At 63.5% G+C, this 20,100-nt stretch carries 21 protein-coding genes, 1 pseudogene and 1 riboswitch; of the genes and pseudogenes, 9 read left to right on the plus strand and 13 right to left on the minus strand.

Going from position 1 to position 20,100, the window contains the following annotated elements; all coding sequences use genetic code 11:
• The 4 genes and pseudogenes from X742_RS0136125 to X742_RS162780 all read right to left on the minus strand — a co-directional run.
• Window positions 1-399: pseudogene (locus X742_RS0136125) on the minus strand (pyridoxamine 5'-phosphate oxidase family protein); the annotation flags it as partial.
• Window positions 291-782, minus strand: a complete 492-nt coding sequence (locus tag X742_RS1000000175495) for a pyridoxamine 5'-phosphate oxidase family protein (protein ID WP_348524167.1) — start codon at window positions 780-782, stop codon at window positions 291-293. The gene X742_RS1000000175495 and the pseudogene X742_RS0136125, both read right to left, overlap by 109 nt.
• Window positions 783-806: 24 nt before the next feature.
• Complete coding sequence (locus tag X742_RS162785) at window positions 807-1,277, minus strand: DUF1348 family protein (RefSeq protein ID WP_023770795.1); 471 nt, start codon at window positions 1,275-1,277, stop codon at window positions 807-809.
• A 58-nt stretch (window positions 1,278-1,335) separates the two neighbouring features.
• Complete coding sequence (locus X742_RS162780) at window positions 1,336-1,887, minus strand: carboxymuconolactone decarboxylase family protein (protein WP_023770796.1); 552 nt, start codon at window positions 1,885-1,887, stop codon at window positions 1,336-1,338.
• 103 nt (window positions 1,888-1,990) lie between these two features.
• Between X742_RS162780 and X742_RS162775 the strand changes: the two genes are divergently transcribed.
• Together X742_RS162775 and X742_RS162770 are read left to right on the plus strand one after the other, a co-directional pair.
• Complete coding sequence (locus tag X742_RS162775; protein ID WP_023770797.1) at window positions 1,991-2,896, plus strand: LysR family transcriptional regulator; 906 nt, start codon at window positions 1,991-1,993, stop codon at window positions 2,894-2,896.
• 77 nt (window positions 2,897-2,973) lie between these two features.
• The gene (locus X742_RS162770) at window positions 2,974-3,762 is read left to right on the plus strand and encodes a 1-acyl-sn-glycerol-3-phosphate acyltransferase (RefSeq protein WP_023770798.1); all 789 of its coding nucleotides are present in this window, start codon (window positions 2,974-2,976) and stop codon (window positions 3,760-3,762) included.
• Window positions 3,763-4,010: 248 nt separating this feature from the next.
• Here X742_RS162770 and X742_RS162765 read toward each other — a convergent pair whose 3' ends face one another.
• Both X742_RS162765 and X742_RS162760 read right to left on the minus strand, forming a co-directional pair.
• Window positions 4,011-4,958, minus strand: coding sequence for an aldo/keto reductase (locus X742_RS162765; RefSeq protein ID WP_023770799.1), 948 nt, complete (start codon window positions 4,956-4,958; stop codon window positions 4,011-4,013).
• A 121-nt stretch (window positions 4,959-5,079) separates the two neighbouring features.
• A complete protein-coding gene (locus X742_RS162760; protein WP_023770800.1) occupies window positions 5,080-5,601 on the minus strand; it encodes a gamma-glutamylcyclotransferase in 522 nt (173 codons plus the stop codon).
• Window positions 5,602-5,735: 134 nt separating this feature from the next.
• Between X742_RS162760 and X742_RS162755 the strand changes: the two genes are divergently transcribed.
• Window positions 5,736-6,734 (plus strand): DUF2125 domain-containing protein, encoded by a 999-nt coding sequence (locus tag X742_RS162755; protein WP_023770801.1) that lies wholly within the window; start codon window positions 5,736-5,738, stop codon window positions 6,732-6,734.
• A gap of 3 nt (window positions 6,735-6,737) precedes the next feature.
• Window positions 6,738-7,670 carry a sugar kinase gene (locus X742_RS162750; RefSeq protein ID WP_023770802.1) on the plus strand — a complete coding sequence of 311 codons (933 nt, stop codon included), beginning with the start codon at window positions 6,738-6,740 and terminating at the stop codon, window positions 7,668-7,670.
• On the opposite strand, the gene X742_RS162745 is transcribed toward X742_RS162750, so the two are convergent.
• Together X742_RS162745 and hisC are read right to left on the minus strand one after the other, a co-directional pair.
• A complete protein-coding gene (locus X742_RS162745; RefSeq protein ID WP_023770803.1) occupies window positions 7,667-8,602 on the minus strand; it encodes a prephenate/arogenate dehydrogenase family protein in 936 nt (311 codons plus the stop codon). The two genes, X742_RS162750 and X742_RS162745, sit on opposite strands and share 4 nt — an antisense overlap.
• Window positions 8,603-8,625: 23 nt before the next feature.
• A complete protein-coding gene (hisC, locus tag X742_RS162740) occupies window positions 8,626-9,735 on the minus strand; it encodes a histidinol-phosphate transaminase (RefSeq protein ID WP_023770804.1) in 1,110 nt (369 codons plus the stop codon).
• A gap of 137 nt (window positions 9,736-9,872) precedes the next feature.
• A riboswitch (SAM riboswitch) is annotated at window positions 9,873-9,950 on the plus strand.
• A 117-nt stretch (window positions 9,951-10,067) separates the two neighbouring features.
• Here hisC and X742_RS162735 point away from each other — a divergent pair.
• From X742_RS162735 to X742_RS162725, 3 genes are all read left to right on the plus strand, one after another.
• A complete protein-coding gene (locus X742_RS162735) occupies window positions 10,068-11,237 on the plus strand; it encodes a homoserine O-acetyltransferase (RefSeq protein ID WP_023770805.1) in 1,170 nt (389 codons plus the stop codon).
• A 152-nt stretch (window positions 11,238-11,389) separates the two neighbouring features.
• Window positions 11,390-12,004, plus strand: coding sequence for a methionine biosynthesis protein MetW (gene metW, locus X742_RS162730; RefSeq protein WP_015315519.1), 615 nt, complete (start codon window positions 11,390-11,392; stop codon window positions 12,002-12,004).
• A gap of 278 nt (window positions 12,005-12,282) precedes the next feature.
• Entirely contained in the window at window positions 12,283-13,218 is a 936-nt protein-coding gene (locus X742_RS162725) for a glycosyltransferase family A protein (RefSeq protein ID WP_023770806.1), read from the plus strand.
• 123 nt (window positions 13,219-13,341) lie between these two features.
• Here the strand turns inward: X742_RS162725 and X742_RS162720 are convergent, their stop codons facing one another.
• Window positions 13,342-15,249: an ABC transporter ATP-binding protein/permease gene (locus tag X742_RS162720; RefSeq protein WP_023770808.1), complete on the minus strand. Its 1,908-nt coding sequence runs from the start codon at window positions 15,247-15,249 to the stop codon at window positions 13,342-13,344.
• 137 nt (window positions 15,250-15,386) lie between these two features.
• On the minus strand, window positions 15,387-16,172 hold the full coding sequence (locus tag X742_RS162715) for a methyltransferase domain-containing protein (RefSeq protein ID WP_023770809.1): 786 nt from the start codon (window positions 16,170-16,172) through the stop codon (window positions 15,387-15,389).
• Window positions 16,173-16,361: 189 nt separating this feature from the next.
• Between X742_RS162715 and gloB the strand changes: the two genes are divergently transcribed.
• Window positions 16,362-17,129, plus strand: coding sequence for a hydroxyacylglutathione hydrolase (gene gloB / locus X742_RS162710; protein WP_023770810.1), 768 nt, complete (start codon window positions 16,362-16,364; stop codon window positions 17,127-17,129).
• A gap of 22 nt (window positions 17,130-17,151) precedes the next feature.
• The gene (locus X742_RS162705; RefSeq protein ID WP_023770811.1) at window positions 17,152-17,580 is read left to right on the plus strand and encodes a cupin domain-containing protein; all 429 of its coding nucleotides are present in this window, start codon (window positions 17,152-17,154) and stop codon (window positions 17,578-17,580) included.
• On the opposite strand, the gene X742_RS162700 is transcribed toward X742_RS162705, so the two are convergent.
• From X742_RS162700 to X742_RS162690, 3 genes are read right to left on the minus strand one after another with little or no spacing between them, the layout of a single operon-like run.
• Window positions 17,577-18,251 (minus strand): lysoplasmalogenase family protein, encoded by a 675-nt coding sequence (locus X742_RS162700; protein ID WP_023770812.1) that lies wholly within the window; start codon window positions 18,249-18,251, stop codon window positions 17,577-17,579. The two genes, X742_RS162705 and X742_RS162700, sit on opposite strands and share 4 nt — an antisense overlap.
• Window positions 18,248-19,222: an EamA family transporter gene (locus tag X742_RS162695; RefSeq protein ID WP_023770813.1), complete on the minus strand. Its 975-nt coding sequence runs from the start codon at window positions 19,220-19,222 to the stop codon at window positions 18,248-18,250. The genes X742_RS162700 and X742_RS162695 overlap by 4 nt, the downstream gene beginning before the upstream one ends.
• A gap of 42 nt (window positions 19,223-19,264) precedes the next feature.
• Entirely contained in the window at window positions 19,265-20,053 is a 789-nt protein-coding gene (locus X742_RS162690) for a DUF3108 domain-containing protein (RefSeq protein WP_023770814.1), read from the minus strand.
• Window positions 20,054-20,100 lie beyond the last annotated feature (47 nt).

Consider the following 20,100-nt stretch of genomic DNA (forward strand, 5'->3'; position numbering starts at 1 on the left):
TCATTGCTTGGCGACAGCCCCTGAAACGCCCTTGAGGCGCGCGATCTCCTGTTCAAGGTCTTGGATGCGCCGGTCGCGCTCGCCAAGCGCGGCTGCCACGTCAGCCGCCTCGAAGCGCTGCGGTATATGTTGTGGGCAATTGGCATCCCATGCCGAGACAGTGAACAGGATGATCTGCTCGGGACGCGCCTTGTAGTCCGGCGGCATCAGCCTCGCCGTCAACTCGGCATCGTCCTCGACAACGCGCGCCGTACCCCAGATCTTGATGCGCTGGCGCATCATGTAGTCGATCAGGAACAGGAAGGCCCTCGGATTGTCGGCCAGATTTCCCTGCGTGATGAATTGCTTGTTGCCGGAGAAATCCGCGAAGCCGATCGTCTTTTCGTCGAGTACCTTGAGAANCCCCAGATCTTGATGCGCTGGCGCATCATGTAGTCGATCAGGAACAGGAAGGCCCTCGGATTGTCGGCCAGATTGCCCTGCGTGATGAATTGCTTGTTGCCGGAGAAATCCGCGAAGCCGATCGTCTTTTCGTCGAGTACCTTGAGAAAGCCAGCAGGCCCGCCGCGGTGCTGGATGTAGGGCTGGCCATCGCCATTGGCCGTCGACAGGAAGATGCTGGTCTGCATTTCGATGAACGCGGCAAGGTCCGGTGTGATCGCCGACTGCCAGCCGCCGCGCTCCTCGACGCGGGCGTAGGACTGGCGCGAGCCCTTGCGCGCCTGGATCGCCTTCACCGTCGGCGTGAAGGCGACATCGCTGGTAAAAGCGTGTGCGTTCATCGAAACCTCCTTGCATGAATGCTTCTAAAGACCGAGCTCCGACAAGGTCGGATGGTCGTCCGGCCGCCGGCCGAGCGGCCAGTGATATTTGCGCTCGGCTTCGGCGATCGGCAGGTCGTTGATGCTGGCGATGCGTAGCCGCATCAGCCCGTGCTCGTCGAACTCCCAGTTCTCGTTGCCGTAGCTGCGGAACCATGAGCCGCTGTCGTCGCGCCATTCATAGGCGAAGCGCACGGCGATGCGGTTGCCGTGGAAGGCCCAGACCTCCTTGATGAGCCGGTAGTCGAGCTCGCGGCTCCATTTGCGCGTCAGGAACGCCTGGATGGCATCGCGGCCCTGCAGGAACTCGGCGCGGTTGCGCCAGCGGCTGTCCGCCGTATAGGCGAGAGCCACCCGCGCCGGATCGCGCGAGTTCCAGGCATCCTCGGCCATGCGCGCTTTCTGGGCTGACGTCTCGGCGGTGAAAGGCGGAAGCGGCGGGCGGCTCTCAGACATGGGATTCCTCTGCGGCATGAAGGTGGGGACCGGCGGGTACCGCCACTCCTATCCGGATTCAGGCAGCATCGCGGGCGGAAACAACCGGAAAATCGATCTCGGTCTGGGCAACCTCATTGATATAGTTCGTCCAGACGTTCAGGGCGACATGCTGGACAATCTCGATGATCTCTCCGTCGTCATAGCCCGCGAGCCTGACAGCGGCGATATCGTCCTGGGCGACATGTCCGCGGCTTTGCGCAACCCGGGCCGCAAAACGCACCGCCGCGGCTGCCTTGGGATCCATGGAGCCGCCATGGCGATTGGCCATCATCTCGGCATCATCGAGGCTTGCGAGCGTCTTGCCGAGATAGGTGTGCGCGCACAGACAGTAGTTGCACCCATTGATTTCGGCGATCGCCAGCGCGATGCGCTCTCGCGTCGGCGCCGGAAGCCGGCCCTTGGCAAGCGCTCCCATCATGCCGAGATAGCCATCCAACGCCGCCGGACTGTTGGCGACCATCCGAAACAGGTTCGGCACGACACCAAGCTGTCTTTCCACCGCTTGCAGCATGGGCTGCGCGGCGGCGGGAGCGGCAGCGATAGACGAAGGCGTAGCGATGCGGGGCATGGAGATTTCCTGGTTGAGGTGTGCCCCCATTATATGCAGCCTTCCATCTTGCGGATGTAGATGCCATATCTGCAATCAACCCTTCCAGTTTCTGGAACAAATGATGGATCGCCTCGAAGCCATGTCTCTTTTCGTCGCGGCGGCGGAAGGCGGCAGCCTTTCCGCCGCCGCGCGCCGTTCGGACGTTCCCCTGGCAACAGTCAGCCGCAAGGTCTCCGACCTGGAGCGGCACCTGAAGACACGCCTGTTGAACCGCTCGACGCGGCGGCTGACACTGACCGACGCTGGCCATGCCTATCTCTCTGCCTGCCGCCGCATCCTCGACGAGGTCGGCGACGCCGAACGCGCCGCCGGCGGCGAATACAGCGCCCCGACAGGGGAATTGATCATCACCGCGCCAATCGTCTTCGGCCGTCTTCACGTGCTACCGGTCGTCACCGACTTCCTCGCCGCCTATCCCCTGGTGGATATCCGCCTGACGCTCGGCGACAGGATAAGCCAGTTGGCCGAGGATCATATCGACCTCGCCGTCCGTATCGGCAGGCTGCCGGATTCGCGCATGGTCGCCATCAGGGTCGGTTCGATCGGTCACGTTGTCTGCGCAAGCCCTGCCTATCTGGCCGGACGCGGCATTCCAGAAACTCCCGGAGATCTCGAGACGCACAGCTGCATTACCTTCGAGGGCCTTGGCTCGCTCGCCACCTGGACCTTCACCGTGGACAAGGCTGATTGTGTCGTGCCGGTCCGATCAAGGCTCCGGGTCAACACCGCCGAGGCGGCGATTGATGCGGCGATCGCCGGTGTCGGACTGACGCGGGTGCTTTCCTACCAGATCGTCGCCGCCGCACGCTCGGGAACACTGCGCCCCGTGCTCGGGGATTTCGAACCCGAGCCTTGGCCGGTAAACCTGGTGCATGCGGGCCAGGGCCGGCTGCCGGTGAAACTGCGCGCCTTCCTCGACTTCGCCGCCCCGCGCCTGAGGGAACGCCTGGCGCAGGCGACCTGGTAGGACGGGGCAGTATCGCACCGTTTCCTTTTTCTCCGCGCTTGGTGTAACCAACCACACTTTCTCACCGGACCCTCCCCATGCTCTATGTCCGATCGCTGGCCTTCAATTTCGTCTTCTACGTCAATCTGATCGTCCAGATGATCCTCTGGACCCCGTACTATTTCCTGTCGCCCCGCGACCGCGCCTGGTTCGTGCCGAAATTCTGGTCGCGCACCTCGATGTGGCTCTATGACAAGATCGCCGGCACCAAAAACGACATCACCGGGCAGGAAAACCTGCCCGAGGGTTCCTTCATCCTGGCGCCCAAGCACCAGTCGTTCTGGGACGCCATCGCCTTCTTTCCTTTCCTCCAGGACCCGCTCTACATCCTCAAGCGCGAGCTGACCTGGATCCCCTTCTTCGGCTGGTACATCTTGAAGATGCGGATGATCCCGGTGCATCGTGGCAGCCGCTCCAAGGCCTTGAAGGCCGTGGTCGCGGCGACCAAGGAAGAAATGGCGCGCAACCCGCGCCAGCTAATCATCTATCCGGAGGGCACGCGCCGGGCGCCGGGCGACGAGCCGGCCTACAAATACGGCATCGTCGAAATCTATTCGCAGCTTGGCGTTCCGGTCGTGCCGGTCGCCCATGTCGCTGGCCTCTATTGGCCGCGCCGCAAGTTCCTGCGCTATCCCGGCACCGTCAAGGCGCGCTTCCTGCGGCCTATACCGCCTGGCCTGGGCAAGGACGAGTTCATGGCGCGGCTGATCGGTGAGACCGAGGCTGCCTGCGACCAGCTTCTCCTCGAGGCATCCCGCGCATCCAACCCGCCGGTCCTGCCGCCAACGGCGGTGAAGCGGCTTCGGGAGCTCGGCGCGGAGGCCTGAAGCCTTCTGACCACGGGCCGTGAGCTGTACACCGCCAGCACCGTGGTAACGCTTATCGTCGCCGGTTCCGGGCTGCCCATGACGACAGTGGCGGCCAACAACAGCGTGAGCAATTGCCGCCAAAGCTCCGGCTGCGAGACAAACGGTCCGGCCATCTGATCCTCCGCCCTGAGCCCCATTGCGAAGGACGGTATGGCAGCAGATGAGGACCGTCTTGGACGTTCCTGCGTGCGGCGCCGGCGGTAGCCTCAGGCGCTGGCTTTGTCGAGTTCGGCCATGTCGTCCGCGGACAGCTTCAGCGACGCCGCGCGGATCAGGCTGTCCATCTGCTCAGGCTTGGTCGCACTGGCGATTGGCGCGGTGACGCCGGGCCGCGCGATAACCCACGCAAGCGCCACTTCCGCCTGTTTGGCCGAATGCCTCGCCGACACCGCGTCCAGCGCCGCCAGGATGCGCATGCCACGCGCATTGAGGTAGTCTTTTACCCCGCCGCCGCGCTCGCTTTGGCCAAGATCGGCCTCGCTGCGATACTTGCCGCTGAGAAATCCCTTGGCCAGGCTGAAATAGGTGATGACGCCGATATCCTCCGCCACGCAGAGATCGCGCAGCGGGCCATCGAAGGAGGAGCGGTCATAGAGATTGTATTCCGGCTGCAGCACCTCATAGCGCGGCAGGCCGCGCAGGCTTGCCACGTCAAGTGCCGCGCGCAACTGGCCGGCGTCGAGGTTGGAACAGCCGGCATAGCGGATCTTGCCCTTGGCGAGCAGTTTCTCATAGACGCCGAGGGTTTCCTCATAGGGCGTGGTCGGATCCGGCCAGTGCGACAGGTAAAGGTCGATGAACTCGGTCTGCAGCCGCTTCAGCGATGCATCGACCGCCTTTTCGATATAGGCGGCCGACAGGTCCTTGTGGCCCTGCCCCATGTCCGAGCCGACCTTGGTGATCACCACGACCTTGTCGCGATTGCCACGATCCTTCATCCATTTGCCGATGATGGTTTCCGATTCACCGCCCTTGTTGCCGGGAACCCAGCGCGAATAGGCGTCGGCCGTGTCGATGGCATTGAGGCCAGCCCCGACAAAGCGATCGAGCAGATCGAAAGAAGTCTTCTCATCGGCGGTCCAGCCGAAGACATTGCCACCCAGAACCAGCGGCGCGATGGAAAGGTCGGTGCGACCGAGACGGCGTTTATGCAAGACGGATCTCCGTGATGATTGGGACCGGGCGGATGCCGCCCGCTGGCTGGGTTCGGACCCTAACCTAGGTCTTGCCGCATCGACGTCAAAGGCCTGGCCACCTTTTCCGCGGAGCCAGGCTTCACAAAGTCGCTATCCGGTGCGCCACGTCCTCCAGCCAGTGATCGCGAATCTCGAGCGCTTTCAGATGCTTCAGCGTGCTCAGCACATAATCCTCGTTGTCGCCGGACCGGCCGACCGCGCCGCGCACCACGGCCGCCGCATCCGCCGCGTCCAGCGCGCCCGCATATTGCTCGTGCTTGCGATCGACGATGTAGGCCACGGCTTCCACCGCGCCACCGCCGTCGAGGCGAACCTTGAGCGTCCGCTCGAGATAGACGCTGGTAACGAGTTCGCGCTCGCGCAGATAGGCAATGACCTCGTCGCGCAATTCGCCAGGCACGCGGTACGCGAGGCCGACGCAGGAGCCGCCATGGTCGAGGCCAAGCACCAGTCCGGGCCGCTGGCGGGTGCCGCGATGGACGAAGGAATAGACGCAGAGCGAGCGGCGATAGCCATTTAGACGGGCGCGTCGTGTCTCGACATGAGCGAAACCCGGCCGCCAGATCAGCGAACCGTAGCCGAACACCCAAAAATCGCCCATATCACCGCGCCTGATTGTAAAAGAATGGCAGCACCGCACCGGTAACCGGTGTTTTTTCCATCCATCTCTGTCTACCTAGTGTTCGGAACCTGAGAATCCGTCCACACCATCCATGCGTTAATGAGAGCCAAAGCATGACGTCAAGTGACGAACGCCAACCGGGTAACCGTCGCCGGCTGTGGTGGCTTGCCACGTTCATCCTCGTGCTGTTCGCCGTTTACAGCGCCGGCTGGTTCTATCTTGCCAACAGGGTCCGGTCCGAGGCCGGCAAGGTGGTTGCCACGCTCAACAAGAGCGGGATCGAGGCCGGTTGCGCCAATCTCCAGGTCGGTGGCTATCCCCTGAGCTTCACGCTCTCCTGCGACAGTCTGGCGTATGAAGACGATGCCAAAAACATTGCCGCCTCGGCCGGCTCCTTCAACGCCGTCGCTCAGATTGTCCAGCCTTTGTCGCCTGTTGCCAATCTACGCGGTCCGCTCCGGACCTCAGTCCCCGGCATGATGCCGCTCTGGATCGACTGGGACAATCTGCAGGCCAACGTCAAATTGTGGTACCCGCTGCCGCGGCGTGTAGCGCTGCAGGCCGAGGGCCTGTCGGGCCAGACCGACCCGGCCGACGACACCGATCCGGTGGAACTGTTCAGTGCCGGCAAAGCGTCAGGCCAGTTGCAGCCCAACAACGGCGATCTCGACTATGTCGGCAGCTTTGGCGATCTCGAGATCGATGCCGACGCGATCGGCGGGCGGGTGTTGCCGGCGCTCGATGCCAGCGGCGACGTGACACTGAAGAACGGCGTGGCGCTGATCGGCACGCAGGTGAAAAGCCTGCGCGGCCAGCGGATCGAAATCCGAAACCTCGATCTGTCGTCCGGCACGGCGCGCGTGACCGTTTCCGGGCCGCTGTCGGTCGATGCCGAAGGCTTGGTCGACGCCGACCTGATGATTAGGATCAAGGATCCCAAGGCAGTGGCATCTATTCTTGCTGGCGCCATACCCGAGCAGAAGAATGCGATCGAGCAGGGTTTTGGCGCCCTGGCACTGCTTGGCAGCGAACCGTCGATGCCGCTGAAAGTGATCAAGGGCAAGGCTTCCCTTGGCTTCATTCCGCTGGGCAAGATCAAACCGGTCAACTAACGGATGGAGAGGCCGGCAAAGCTCCTGAGCGTCGGCGCACTGACGCTTGACACTATTCTTCGTGTCGAATCGCTGCCCACGCATCAAGGAAAGTTCATCGCCTCGGACGGCGTCCAGATCGCCTCGGGCATGGCCACGAGCGCGGCCTGCGCCGCGCATCGCCTGGGTGCCGAGGTGTCGCTATGGGCGAGCGCCGGCGACGATCCGGTCGGCGATCTGCTGATTGCCGGGATAGAGGCCGAAGGCGTCGATTGCAGCCATGTACGCCGCGTCAGCGGCGCCCGCTCGGCACTGGCCTCGATCCTGGTCGATGCGCAAGGCGAGCGGATCATCGTGCCTTTCTACGACGCGCGCGCTCAGGCTGATCCCGAGGTTTTGCCGTTCACCGACATAACGGCATTCGACACGGTACTGGCCGACGTGCGCTGGCCGGGCGCCGCGGCACTTGCCCTGAAGGCTGCGCGCGCCGCCGGCCGCCCAGCTATACTCGATGCCGATACCGCGCCCCTGGCGGTACTGGAGCGATTATTGCCGCTGGCCTCGCACATCGTCGCCTCCGAGCCGGCGGTCCGCATCATATGCGGCCACGCGCTGGATCTGGAGACCGCCTGCATCGATCTGGCGTCCCGCACCGATGCGTTCGTCGCGGTCACCGGCGGCGCGGCGGGTACCTGGTGGTTCGAGCGAAGCACCGGATCATCCCGCCATGTCGAGGCACCGAGGATCAAGGCGGTCGATACGCTGGCCGCCGGCGATGTCTTTCATGGCGCCTTTGCCGTCGGGCTGGCCGAAGCCATGGCGGTCGAGCACGCACTGCGCTTTGCCAGCGCGGCCGCCGCGCTCAAGTGCCTGCGCTTCGGCGGCCGGCTGGGCGCGCCCGATCGGGCGGAGACGCTAGCCATGATGGCAACGGCCTGGCCGGTTAAAATCACCTAGCTCTTTGCCGGATGCTCCACCGCCTGGCGGCCAAAATCGGGCGCGTCGATATCTTGGCCCGCCTCGATGATCGAGCGGCGCACGGCGCGTGTGCGGGTGAACAGGTCGAAGAGTTTGTCGCCGTCCCCCCAGCGGATGGCGCGCTGCAGGAACGCCAGGTCTTCCGAAAACCGCGCCAACATCTCCAGGATGGCATCCTTGTTGTGCAGGCACACGTCACGCCACATGGTCGGATCGGAGGCAGCCAGACGCGTGAAATCGCGAAAACCGGAGGCGGAATATTTGATCACTTCCGTCTTGGTCACCGATTCCAGATCGTCGGCGGTGCCGACGATGTTGTAGGCGATGATGTGCGGCAGATGCGAGACGATGGCCAGCGTCATGTCGTGATGCTGCGGGTCCATCGTGTCGATGTTGGCGCCGCAGCGGCGCCAGAATTCCGACAGCCGTTCCAGCGCATCCGGATCGGTGCCCGGCACCGGCGTGAAGATGCACCAGCGATTGTCGAACAGGTCGGCAAATCCGGCATCCGGGCCGGATTTTTCGGTGCCCGCCAGCGGATGGCCGGGAATGAAATGGACGCCTTCCGGCACATGCGGCTGCATCTGCGCGATAACCGAGGCCTTGGTCGAGCCGACATCGGTGAGGATCGCCCCCTTTTTTAGCGCCGGCGCGATTTCCTCCGCTACAGCTCCGGATGAGCCGACCGGCACCGAGACAACGACCAGATCGGCATCACGCACCGCGTCCTCGGCATCGGTGGTGTAGGAATCGCCAAGGCCCAGTTCCTCGGCTCGCTTAAGCGTTGCCGGGCTGCGCGTCGAGATGGCGACATGGCGAGCCAAACCCTCGCGTCGGATGACGCGGGCCAGAGACGAGCCGATCAGGCCAATGCCGACCAGCGCGATCTTTTCGAACATCGGTGATGCCATGGTGTTCCAGCTTTTCAGACGTTCTAGCTTTTCAGGAATGTCGTGAGCGCGGCGACAACGCCGCGATTGGCCTCTTCGGTACCGACCGTCATGCGAAGCGCGTTGGGAAAGCCGTAGCCTGAAACGCGCCGCAATATATAGCCGCGCGCGCTCAGATAATCGTCAGCCGCCGCCGCGGAATGCTTCTGATCGTCGGGAAAATGAATGAGCAGGAAATTGCCGACGCTCGGCGTCACGCGCAGCCCCAGCCCGGCCATTTCGCCGCTCAGCCAGGTGAGCCAGGTCTCGTTATGCGCCACGCTTCGCTCGACATGGGCACGGTCGCGGATCGCGGCGATGCCGGCCTCGATCGCTGTAGCATTGACGTTGAAGGGGCCGCGCACACGATTGATGGCGTCGACGATATGCAGGGGACCATACATCCAGCCGATGCGCGCGCCACCCAGCCCGATCTTGGAGAAGGTGCGGGTCATCACCACGTTCTCGGCGCTGCCGGCCAGCTCAATGCCGGCTTCGTAATCGTTGCGGCGAACATATTCGGCGTAGGCCGCGTCGAGCACCAGAAGCACGTTTCCCGGCAGTCCGGCGTGAAGGCGGCGCACCTCCTGGAACGGCACATAGGTGCCGGTCGGGTTGTTGGGATTGGCCAGGAACACGATTTTCGTGCGCGGCGTGACGGCCGCCAGCATCGCATCGATGTCGGCGCGCTGGTCGGTCTCCTTGACCACGACCGGGGTAGCGCCTGCCGACTGGATGTAGATCTTGTAGACCATGAAGGCGTGCTCGGTGAACATAGCCTCGTCGCCGGGCGCGAGATAGGTCTGCGCCAACAGGCCGAGGATTTCGTCCGACCCATTGGAGCAGATGATGTTTTGCGCGTTGAGGCCATGCACCTCGGCGATTGCCTCGCGCAACCGCCTGGCGGTACCGTCGGGATAGATGTCGAGCTTGCCGGCGACTTCGCGCGCGGCCTCGATCGCCTTCGGCGAAGGCCCAAGCGGATTCTCGTTCGACGACAGCTTGTAGACCTTGGCGACACCGGCGGGTGCCGAGCTTTTGCCGGGCACATAGGCCTCTATGTCCATGATGCCCGCGCGCGGAGTTGGACGTGCCTGATCCGGTGTCTGGTTCATATCTTGCAAATTCCGTCGAAAACGCCTCCATCCGGAGGCCGCTGCGGAAATACAAGCCATGGCACGCAATGTCGAGAGGTGGCAGTGGTGCCAGCCGCCGCCATTGACGGCGAGGCAGGCGGGTTCTAGAAAGACGATGACAGTTCCGTGGTGATTTGGCCGGTCGGCTTGCAGCCACGTTAAACAATTCGCTAAAGGGCCGTTTGCGTGACGTAACCGGCTTTGCGAAGGCAATGCCGGTTTTTTGTTGTCCGCGACCGGACGGACGGACGCATCGGCGGCGGAGATCGGCAGCGATTTCCACGAGCGCACGGTGCAGCAAGAGGGACGTGATGGCCGCTCTGCGTGCAGGAAAGACCAACAACGAGGCCGACCAACCGTCGAGCCCGGTGTTGCGGTTCGGGCCCGACAAGCCGCTCAAGCTCGACGCCGGCACGCTGCTGTCGCCGTTCCAGATCGCCTACCAGACCTATGGCACGCTGAACGATGCCCGTTCCAATGCCATCCTCGTCTGTCATGCGCTGACCGGTGACCAGCATGTCGCCAGCACCAATCCGGTAACCGGCAAGCCCGGTTGGTGGGAAGTGCTGATCGGACCGGGCAAGATCATCGATACCAGCCGTTTCTTCGTCATCTGCTCCAATGTCATCGGCGGCTGCCTGGGTTCCACCGGTCCGGCCTCTACCAATCCGGCCACGGGTAAACCCTATGGCCTCGACCTGCCGGTCATCACCATCCGTGACATGGTGCGCGCGCAGCAGATGCTGATCGACCATTTCGGCATCGAGAAACTTTTCTGCGTGCTCGGTGGCTCGATGGGCGGCATGCAGGTTCTGGAATGGGCGTCGAGCTATCCCGAGCGCGTGTTCTCGGCGCTGCCGATCGCCACCGGGGCGCGCCATTCGTCACAGAACATCGCCTTCCACGAAGTCGGGCGGCAAGCTGTGATGGCCGATCCGGACTGGCATGGCGGCAAATATTTCGAGCATGGCAAGCGTCCGGAGAAAGGGCTGGCGGTGGCGCGTATGGCCGCCCACATCACCTATCTGTCGGAAGCCGCCCTGCACCGCAAATTCGGCCGCAATTTGCAGGACCGCGAAGCGCTGACCTTCGGCTTCGATGCCGACTTCCAGATCGAGAGCTATCTGCGCCACCAGGGCATGACCTTCGTCGACCGCTTCGATGCAAACTCCTATCTCTACATGACGCGGTCGATGGATTATTTCGACCTCGCCGCCGACCATGGCGGCCGGCTGGCCGACGCCTTCGCCGGCACGAAAACCCGCTTTTGCCTGGTGTCCTTCACATCGGACTGGCTGTTCCCGACCGAAGAGAGCCGCTCCATCGTCCACGCACTCAACGCCGCCGGCGCCTCGGTATCCTTCGTCGAGATCGAGACCGATCGCGGCCACGACGCCTTCCTGCTCGACGAGCCGGAACTGTTTGCCGCCATCAACGGCTTCATCGGCTCGGCCGCGCGCGCCAGGGGGCTCAGCGCATGACCCTGAAAAGTTTCGGACTTTTCGGANATGACCCTGAAAAGTTGCGGACTTTTCGGACCAAGGTCATGCGCCAAACAGAAAGGCGAAGCCATGACCCTGAAAAGTTGCGGACTTTTCGGACCAAGGTCATGCGCCGTTCCGGAGGCGAAGCCATGAGCGTCAACGGCAGCCAGCGCGTCGACCTTGAGGTCGTCGCCAACCTCATCCCGCCGCAATCGCGTGTGCTCGACGTCGGCTCGGGCGACGGCTCGTTGCTCGAATTGCTGCAAGACACCAAGCAGGTCGACGGTCGTGGTCTCGAGCTGTCGCAGCGTGGCGTCAACGAATGCGTGGCGCGCGGTCTCAGTGTCATCCAGGGCGATGCCGACACCGATCTCGAATTCTATCCCGACAAGGGCTTTGACTTCGTCGTTCTGTCGCAGACCCTGCAGGCCACCCGCAACCCGAAGCTGGTGCTCGACGAGCTGCTCAGGATCGGCAACCGGGCGATCGTGTCCTTCCCCAATTTCGGTCACTGGCGGGTGCGCCTGTCGCTGTTCGTCAAGGGCCGCATGCCTGTGACCAGCGACCTGCCCTATTCTTGGTACGACACGCCCAACATCCACTTCTGCACGATCCGCGACTTCGTCAACTTGTGCGAAGAGCTTGGCGCGACAGTGGAGAAGGCGACCGCGCTCGACGCCAACGGCCAGAAGATCGGCCTGTCGATGCCATGGTGGTTCTGGAATTTCTTTGGCCAGCAGGCAGTGTTCCTGCTGAAGCGCTAATGAAATGGACACCGCAGGCGAGACTGCCAATCCTTTGAGGCGGCCGCGCTACTTCCTGCGGCGAGAAAGTGTTGCAGTTGAAGCGCCAGGAGCCGGAATTCATCATGCCTGGTCGGTCGAACGACGGCACGACGGGGTGACATGGCAGGTTGTTTTTTGTAGCGTCGCACCGAATCCGAGGAGGCCCATCCAGGGGGAAGTCCGATCCATTTAGCCATCCCGATGATCAAAGGACCTGGCGCGAAGGGTGTTTACGCGATGAAGGCGGCCGGCGCGATATGATCGGGAAGACCGAACAGGCGCCCCTCATCACGGTGATCACGCCGACTCACAACCGGCGCGAAACGGTGCTCCGCGCCGTCGAAAGCGTGCTCTCCCAGAGCATGCCGCGATTTGAACATATCGTCGTCGACGATGGTTCGACGGACGGGACCGAGGCGGCGCTCGCCCGCATCCATGATACCCGGCTGATCTATGTCGGCGCGAAGTGGCGCGGCGCCAATGCCGCCAGGAATGCCGGCATCGAGCTAGCCCGGGCGCCCGTGGTGACTTTTCTCGATTCGGACGATCTCTTCCTGCCGCACCGGCTCGCACGGACGCTGACATGGTTCGACGACAATCCGGCGCTCGAGGTCCTGCTCTCCTCATATGTCTCGGTGAAGGGTGGCCGTGGCACCGCCTGCGTCAACCGTGGCGCTTTCCTGAACCCGCCAATGCTGGAGCGGGCCGTGGTTGCACAGACGGCCTTCATAGCCGGATCGGCGATAACGGCCAGGCGCGAGGCTTTGCTGGCCATCGGCGGCTATGACAGCGACATTCCCCGGATGCAGGACCGCGAGCTTCTGCTGCGCTTCGCACAGCGCTTCGGCGCGCAATTGTCGGAAGATATCGACTGGACGAAGCACAATTCGCAGAATTCGATTTCAGGCCGCAGGGACGGCTATGTCGAAGCCTACGCGATCCTGATGAGCAAGCATCCGCACATCGCTCGCTCCTACCCCCATATCCCTCCCTTTATGATCGCGCGGCAGATCATCGCCGATATTCTCCGGGGGCGAATACCACAGGCATTTGCGGGATACATGGCCAACCGCTCGTCTGACGCGCTTGGTTATTCATTGCCGGAACTGATCAACGGTTATCTCCACGGCCGCCGCTGGCGGCGCGACCTCTACGACGAAGTTCGCGGTAAGTTTGGGATTCCACCGGCCTGACCGGCGACAGCTCAGCGATCGAGCGCGGCGCGTCGCAGGGCGCATTCCTTCTCGTCCGGCAGCGAGATGTCGACCGCCAGGGCCTTTGGCGGCCAGGCAACGGGCCGCAACGGGGGAAAACTGCTACTTCCTGTGGTGGAGGCTTGCCGCGGCTGGCGGCGGCTCGATGGCACCCGCCCTGACGTGGGCAGGTTTCAGCGAGGGCGCGCCGGAATCCTTAACGATCGTCAGGGAACGCGGGAAGAACTGATTGTTGTGCTGTCCGCGCCCGATGTTGAGGATCGCGGCCCCGGGCAGTCGCTTCTCCAGCAGCGACAGCACGCGCCGCAGCGAGGGTCCGTCGAACGCATCCATGGCTTCGTCGATGATCACCCATTTCGGCTGTCGCAAGGCGAGCCTGGCCACGCCCAGCAATCGCTGTTCGTCATCGCCCAACTCATGGTCCCAGCGTCCGACGCGGTCGAGCGACGACGACAGGCGTCCAAGACCGACCTCGGCAAGCACCGCTGAAATGTCGGCGTCGTTCGCCGGCGCATGCCCGTTCGGGTGATTGAGGACTTCGCGCAGCGTGCCGGCCGGCAAATAGGGGACGCGCGGCACGAAGATGATGGTTTCACCCGCGGGCAGGCCGATGCGTCCACTGCCCCACGGCCACAGCCCGGCAATGGCGCGAAAGAACAGCGTCTTTCCGGCGCCCGGCTCGCCGGTGATCATGACGCGCTCGCCGGCAAGGATTTCGACATGCTGGTCGGCGAGCTTGGTGCATCCGTCAGGCGATGCCACCTGAAGCTTCTCGAACGTCAGGCTGCCATTGGCGTTGTCGGCGAATTCGATGCGCTTCTCCTTGTCGTGCAGCACATCGGTTTCATCGAGCGCGATGCGGAAGTCGGCGACACGCATCAGCGTGGCGCGCCAGTCGGCAATGCTGCCGATGTTGTTGATGAACCAACGCAGGGAGGAGTGGACCTGGTTGAAGGCCCCGACCGCCATCATCAGCCCGCCAAAGCTGATATCCCCCGAGAAATAGACCGGCGAGGCGACCAGGATCGGCGCCACGACCGTGATCCAGCCATAGGTATCGGTTACCCAGGATAGATTGATCTGGGCGGTGTAGATGCGCCGCATGGCGCCCAGCACCGTGCCGAGGTCGAGTTGCAGCCGTCGCATGGCGTCATCCTCCCCACGGTACAGCGCGATGGCATCGACATTCTCGTTGACGCGCACCATCGAGGAGCGCAGCTCCGCTTCGCGCGTATAGCGGTCGCTGTTGAGGCTGATNATGGCATCGACATTCTCGTTGACGCGCACCATCGAGGAGCGCAGCTCCGCTTCGCGCGTATAGCGGTCGCTGTTGAGGCTGATGAGCGGCCGGCCGACCAGCCAGCTCAGCCACGAGGCGGTGCCGGCATAGAGGAACGCGGCCCAGACCATATAGCCGGGTATCGCCAGCGACCAGCCGTTGACGTGGAAGACGAAGCCCGAAGACAGTTCCCACAGCACACCGACGAAGGACACGAGCAGGATGAACGACTGCAGCAGGCCGACACCAAGATCGGTCGACAGGTCCGAGAGATGCGCGGCATCCTGTTGCATGCGCTGGTCGGGATTGACGCCGATGGCGCCGGCATTGGCCAGCCGGAAGGCGCGCGCCGGCCGCATCCACTGGTCGATCAGGTCCAGCGTCAGCGCCTCGCGCAACTTCAGCCGGATCATCTGGTTGAGCCAGGTCTGGCCGATATTGAGCACCAGCAGTCCGCCGGCGATCATGGCAAAGACCATGAGCTGATGCAGGAAGGCCGCCATGTCGCGGCGCGCGAGCGCGTCGTAGAAGGGCTGGTTCCAGCGGTTGAGCAAGACCTGGCCGATCGACGTCGCGATAATGACGCCCATGATGCCGAGCGACGTCCACAGCAACCACTTGCGAACCGGCGATCCGATCAGCGCCCGCTTGATCGTCGCCACCTGATCGCGCAGGCTGCTGGCCACGGCGACCGGCTGAACGGTGGCCTGATTGTCCAATTGATCAGCCATGGCCGAGGTCCTTGCGTTCAGTAGCGAAGCTGAAACCGGATGAAGGGAGCCGACGGCGGCAGCCCCTCAACCACTCTGCGAGCCCAGCACGACAGATAGGTCGGAAAGACGCGGCGCGATGCAAGTTTCCATCGCGATCACGAAGGTGTCACTTGCCGGGGCGATGCCACACCCCTTGCCTCGGCCCGCCGGCCGAGCCGTGTCGCGCCATGCGGCGACAGCACCGGCACGAAGACGCGGCGGGACGCACGCTGGGCCACCGGCACGCCTTGATAGAGCCGTTTCTGCGCTTCGACGACAATGACGCCGGAAAAGATCGGCCACAGCTTCCGGCCGGCGCGCTCCAGCACATTGTGGAAGCGCATCATGAAACGCCGCCGCGATGGCGGGAAAAACAGCGCATCCGACCAGGCGGCGGGCGTGAAATTCGCCTCACGCAGCAATTCGGTGAGCTGCCCGCGTGAGAAGGGCCGGCCATTGCCGAACGGCGTATGTTCGAAGCGCGCCCAGACCCCGCGCCGGTTTGGCACGACGATGACGACGCGCCCCGCCGGGGACAGCACCCGCCAGATCTCGTTCAGCGTTTCGCGCGGGTTTTCGACGTGTTCGAGCGAATGGACGAGCAGCATGCGGTCGATGCAGGAATCGACCAGCGGCAGTTCCTCGTCGAACACCAGGGCCGTCGCCGTTGGCCCGGTCGCCGGCCAGACCACGGCGCCCTGAGTCGCCGGCATGAAGGCGAAGACCCGCTCGGCGTCGGTGCCGAAGCGTTCCAGCCAGGGCAAGGTATAGCCCAGGCCGACCAGCCGCTCATTGGGCACCGCGGCCCATATCGACGACAGCGCCATGGTGATCGAGCGCTCGGCGAACCGGCCGAGCGTTGTCGAATAGAAGGAACGAAGGTCGACGATGTCGGAATGCATGTCAGGGATGTAGCCGTGATATCGGCCGGATTCAACAAAAGGCCGAAGCGGCCGGCACTACGTATGTCAATTTGACATCCCAGGATAACATTCGCTTTGCTTGCCATCCGGGATGACATTCGCTTTCTCATCCGGGATGACATTCACGCAGCGGCGCCCTATGTCTGCGGCGGTAAATGGAGAGATGCGATGCCGGTCGAAATCGAACAGTTCATGTGCCGCACCGACAATTTCGGCGTGCTGGTGCATGACCGCGAAAGCGGCCAGACCGCGATCATCGACGCGCCTGAGGAAGCGCCGATCCTGGCCGCGCTCAAGCGCACCGGCTGGACGCCGACGATGATCCTGACCACACATCATCATATGGATCACGTCGACGCGAATCTGGCGCTCAAGGAGCGCTTCAAGCTGCGCATCGTCGGCCCGGAAGCGGAAAAGGCCAAGATCCCCGGCATCGATGAAACCGTAAAAGAAGGCTCCGTCCTGCATCTCGGCAATGAGCGCATCGAAGTGATCGCCACGCCTGGGCATACCGCTGGCCATGTCTCCTACCATCTGCCGTTGTCGAAAGTGGCGTTCACCGCCGACACGTTGTTTGCGCTGGGTTGTGGGCGGCTGTTCGAATGCAAGCCGCCGGTGATGTACGACTCGCTGAAGAAGCTCGCGGCCCTTCCCGCCGAGACGACAATCTATTGCGGCCACGAATACACGCTCGCCAATGCCCGTTTCGCGCTGAGCGTCGACCCCACCAATTCGGCGTTGAAGGAGCGCGCCGCGCGGATCGAGGCGCTGCGGGTCCACAACAAGCCGACGCTGCCGACGACGATCGGCGAGGAACTGTCGACCAATCCCTTCCTGCGCTGGCACGATCCGGCAATCCGCAAGCATCTCGGCATGGAAAAGGCCGGGGATGCCGAGGTCTTCGCCGAGATCCGCAAGCGCAAGGACAATTTCTGACCACCATGCCAACTTTCTGCCGATGACCAGTTCCGCGGAAATCATAGCAACGCTCGCCCTGAAGCCGCATCCGGAAGGCGGCTGGTACGCGGAAACCTTTCGCGACGAAGCCGGCGGTGCGCGCGGCCATTCGACAGCCATCTACTTCCTGCTGGAACAGCATCAGGTTTCGGCCTGGCATCGGGTCAGGGACGCCGCCGAGGTTTGGCACTTTTATACCGGCGCGCCATTGGCATTGTCGATGTGGGAAGAAGGCGGCGCCATTATCGAGCAGGTTCTCGGCATCGAGCTCGCGGCGGGTGAACGGCCGCAGATCGTCGTGCCGGCGGGCTGGTGGCAATCGGCGCGCACACTGGGCGAATGGACGCTGGTCGGCTGCACGGTGGCGCCGGGTTTTGATTTCGCCGCCTTCGAACTGGCCGAGCCGGGCTGGCAGCCGAAGCCGATTTAACCCAGCAGGAATCCCAGCGTGATCGCCAGTTGGGCGGCATAGTACGAAACCCACACGGTCAAACCCATCCAGGCGCGAAGCGGCGAGACGGCCGCCACTAAAAATTTCTCCATGGCGAGCAGCCCGTCCGATGCCATGAACAGCACGGCGCCACCAATCACCCAGACATTGCTTGTCGTTAGCGCCGACATGCCCATAGCCAGGATCGCCATGACATAGACGGCAATCGGTATACGCAAGCCGGGACCAACGCGGCGCCAAAGCGCCGCCAGCATGACGATCGCGAACACCGCCATGGCCAGCGCGATCGCCCCGCGCCAGGGCTCGGCGCCTAGCAACTCCAATCCGGCACCGCTGCGCAGCAACAACGCGACATAGACGATGTGGGCGACGAGAAAACTGGCCAGTCCACCCAGAAAGGCTTTTTCGCCGTCGCGCGACAAGAAGGCATCGCCCATGGCGCTCAGCGCAAGGGCGGCGACCAGCAGCAGCGGCCCGCCTTGTATTGCGGCGAGTACGGCGAGCATCGCGACGGCAAGTGTCTTTGCCGCCGAGCGGGCCAGCGTCGGCGGCGTGCCAAGCGTGAAGGCATAGATCACCGCCGCCACCAGCGAAAAGATCAGCGTCGCATTGGCGTTGGCGTCGATGCCTCCGGCAAACGGCATTGTCATGCCCTGGCTCCGCCTTCGGATGCCCGGGCTCCGCCTTCGGATGCCCTGGCTCCGCCTTCGGATGCCCTGGCTCCCTCTTCGGATGCCCCGGCTCCGCTCTCCGTAGCCGGCTTGCGCAGGAACAGCGATTTTGCCGCTAGCGCCGCGCCGCCCGTGATGAGCACACAGGCGGCCAGAATGCGCAGCGACGGTTCGGCGGCGCCGGCCGCGATCAGCACCAGGGTAGACAGCAGCGGCGCCGCGTAGCTCGCGGCACCCAGCACCTGGATGTTGCCGCGCTTGACACCGATGTCCCAGGCATAGAAGGCCGCGCCCACCGGCATCAGGCCGAGCCCGAGCACGGCCAGCCACTGGCCGGCGCCGTCAGGCAGAACCGTTTGTTCCAGCGCCAGGTGGCAGACGAGCGACAGCACGGCGGTTGCCGCGCAGAACCAGGTGACGATGCTGGTCGGCACCGACGGGAAACCTCGAGAGAGCAAGGAATAGGACGACCATAGCAGGGCGCAGATGGCGGCCATGGCGTAACCGAAGGCGTAGCGCGCATCCAAGGCCAGGCCCCCGCCCTTGGTGACGATAAGCACGGTGCCGGCAAGGCCGAGCAGCGCGCCGACGACATGGTTCCAGGCCAGCTTCTCGCCCGGCATCAGCGCCGAGCCCAGCACGATCAGCAGCGGCCAGAGATAAGCAATCAGGCTCGCCTCGATCGCCGGCGCGTTGCGCAGCGCGGTGAAGTAGAAGAAGTGGTAGCCGAACAGGCCGGCAATGCCGATCGCCCAGACCTGAGGAGGAATCTTTTGGCTCCTGTCGGTGGCCGGCATGAACAGTCGCGTGACAAACCCAACGCCGGTGCCGATCGAGAAAGTGATCGCCGACAACAGGAATGGCGGCACTTTGCCGGACGCATCCGTTAGCGACGCCAGCAATGCCCACATGGCGACCGCCGAAAAGCCGATCAGTGTTGCGCGCCCCATTTTGTCTCCAGTGGCGCGCCCGTTCTGTCCCGGTGGCGTGCCTTATTGTACCGCTTCGAACCGTCTGGCGCTGATGGTCAAGGTGCCGATCTGCGTTCCGACCGTGGCGTGGATCGGCGCATATACGCCGGTTTGGCCGAGCGGTGCAAAGGTCACCATCATGCGGCTTTTGTTCTTGAGATAATTGAGCGCCTTGCGGCCCTTGCGATAGCCCGCCACCGGCTCGAAACCCATCTGGCAGGTGACGGTGTCGCCCTTGTAGCCCGGCACCGAGATCGTTCCTTTCGAGGCGTAGGTCAGCGTCAGGTCGGCGCGCATCTCGCCATCGTATAACTTGACCTTGCGGCCACAGACCTGGTCGAGGCTGTCGGCATGGATGACGGTCGCCGCCATCGGATCGAGCACCGATGCAAGGTCGCCGGCGCCGAGCGGCACCCAGGCCTTGGGATCGCGCTTGCCCGGAGCAGGGATGACCTGAGTCGAGGTCACGTTGCCATTGCTAAAGCGAATGTCGATCGAAGACGCTTTCTTGCCGGAGGTGTAGTCGGCTCGAAACGCCTGCGGCACCATTTTCTGGCCCGAAATGGTGCCTTTTGACGAGATCGTGCCCCGCGTGTCGTCGAACAGCTTGGCGAGACCCGCCGCCGAGACACTGCCTTCGATCGCGTAGGCACCGTTCTCATAATGGCTGGAAAAGGTCGATCTGGCGATCGAGAGACCAAGGAACGACACCGTGTATTCGCCCTTGAACGACTGCGGCGAGGCAGCGGACGTAGCGGTCGGCAGGGCGATGACTAGCGCGGCAACAAGCGCGTGAGACGAACGAGGCATGGCGGGATCGGATCCTTGGTTTTCGGCCGGAGGCGGGCGACTCCGGT

The sequence above is a fragment of the Mesorhizobium sp. LNHC229A00 genome, assembly GCF_000502415.1.
GTDB lineage: Bacteria > Pseudomonadota > Alphaproteobacteria > Rhizobiales > Rhizobiaceae > Mesorhizobium.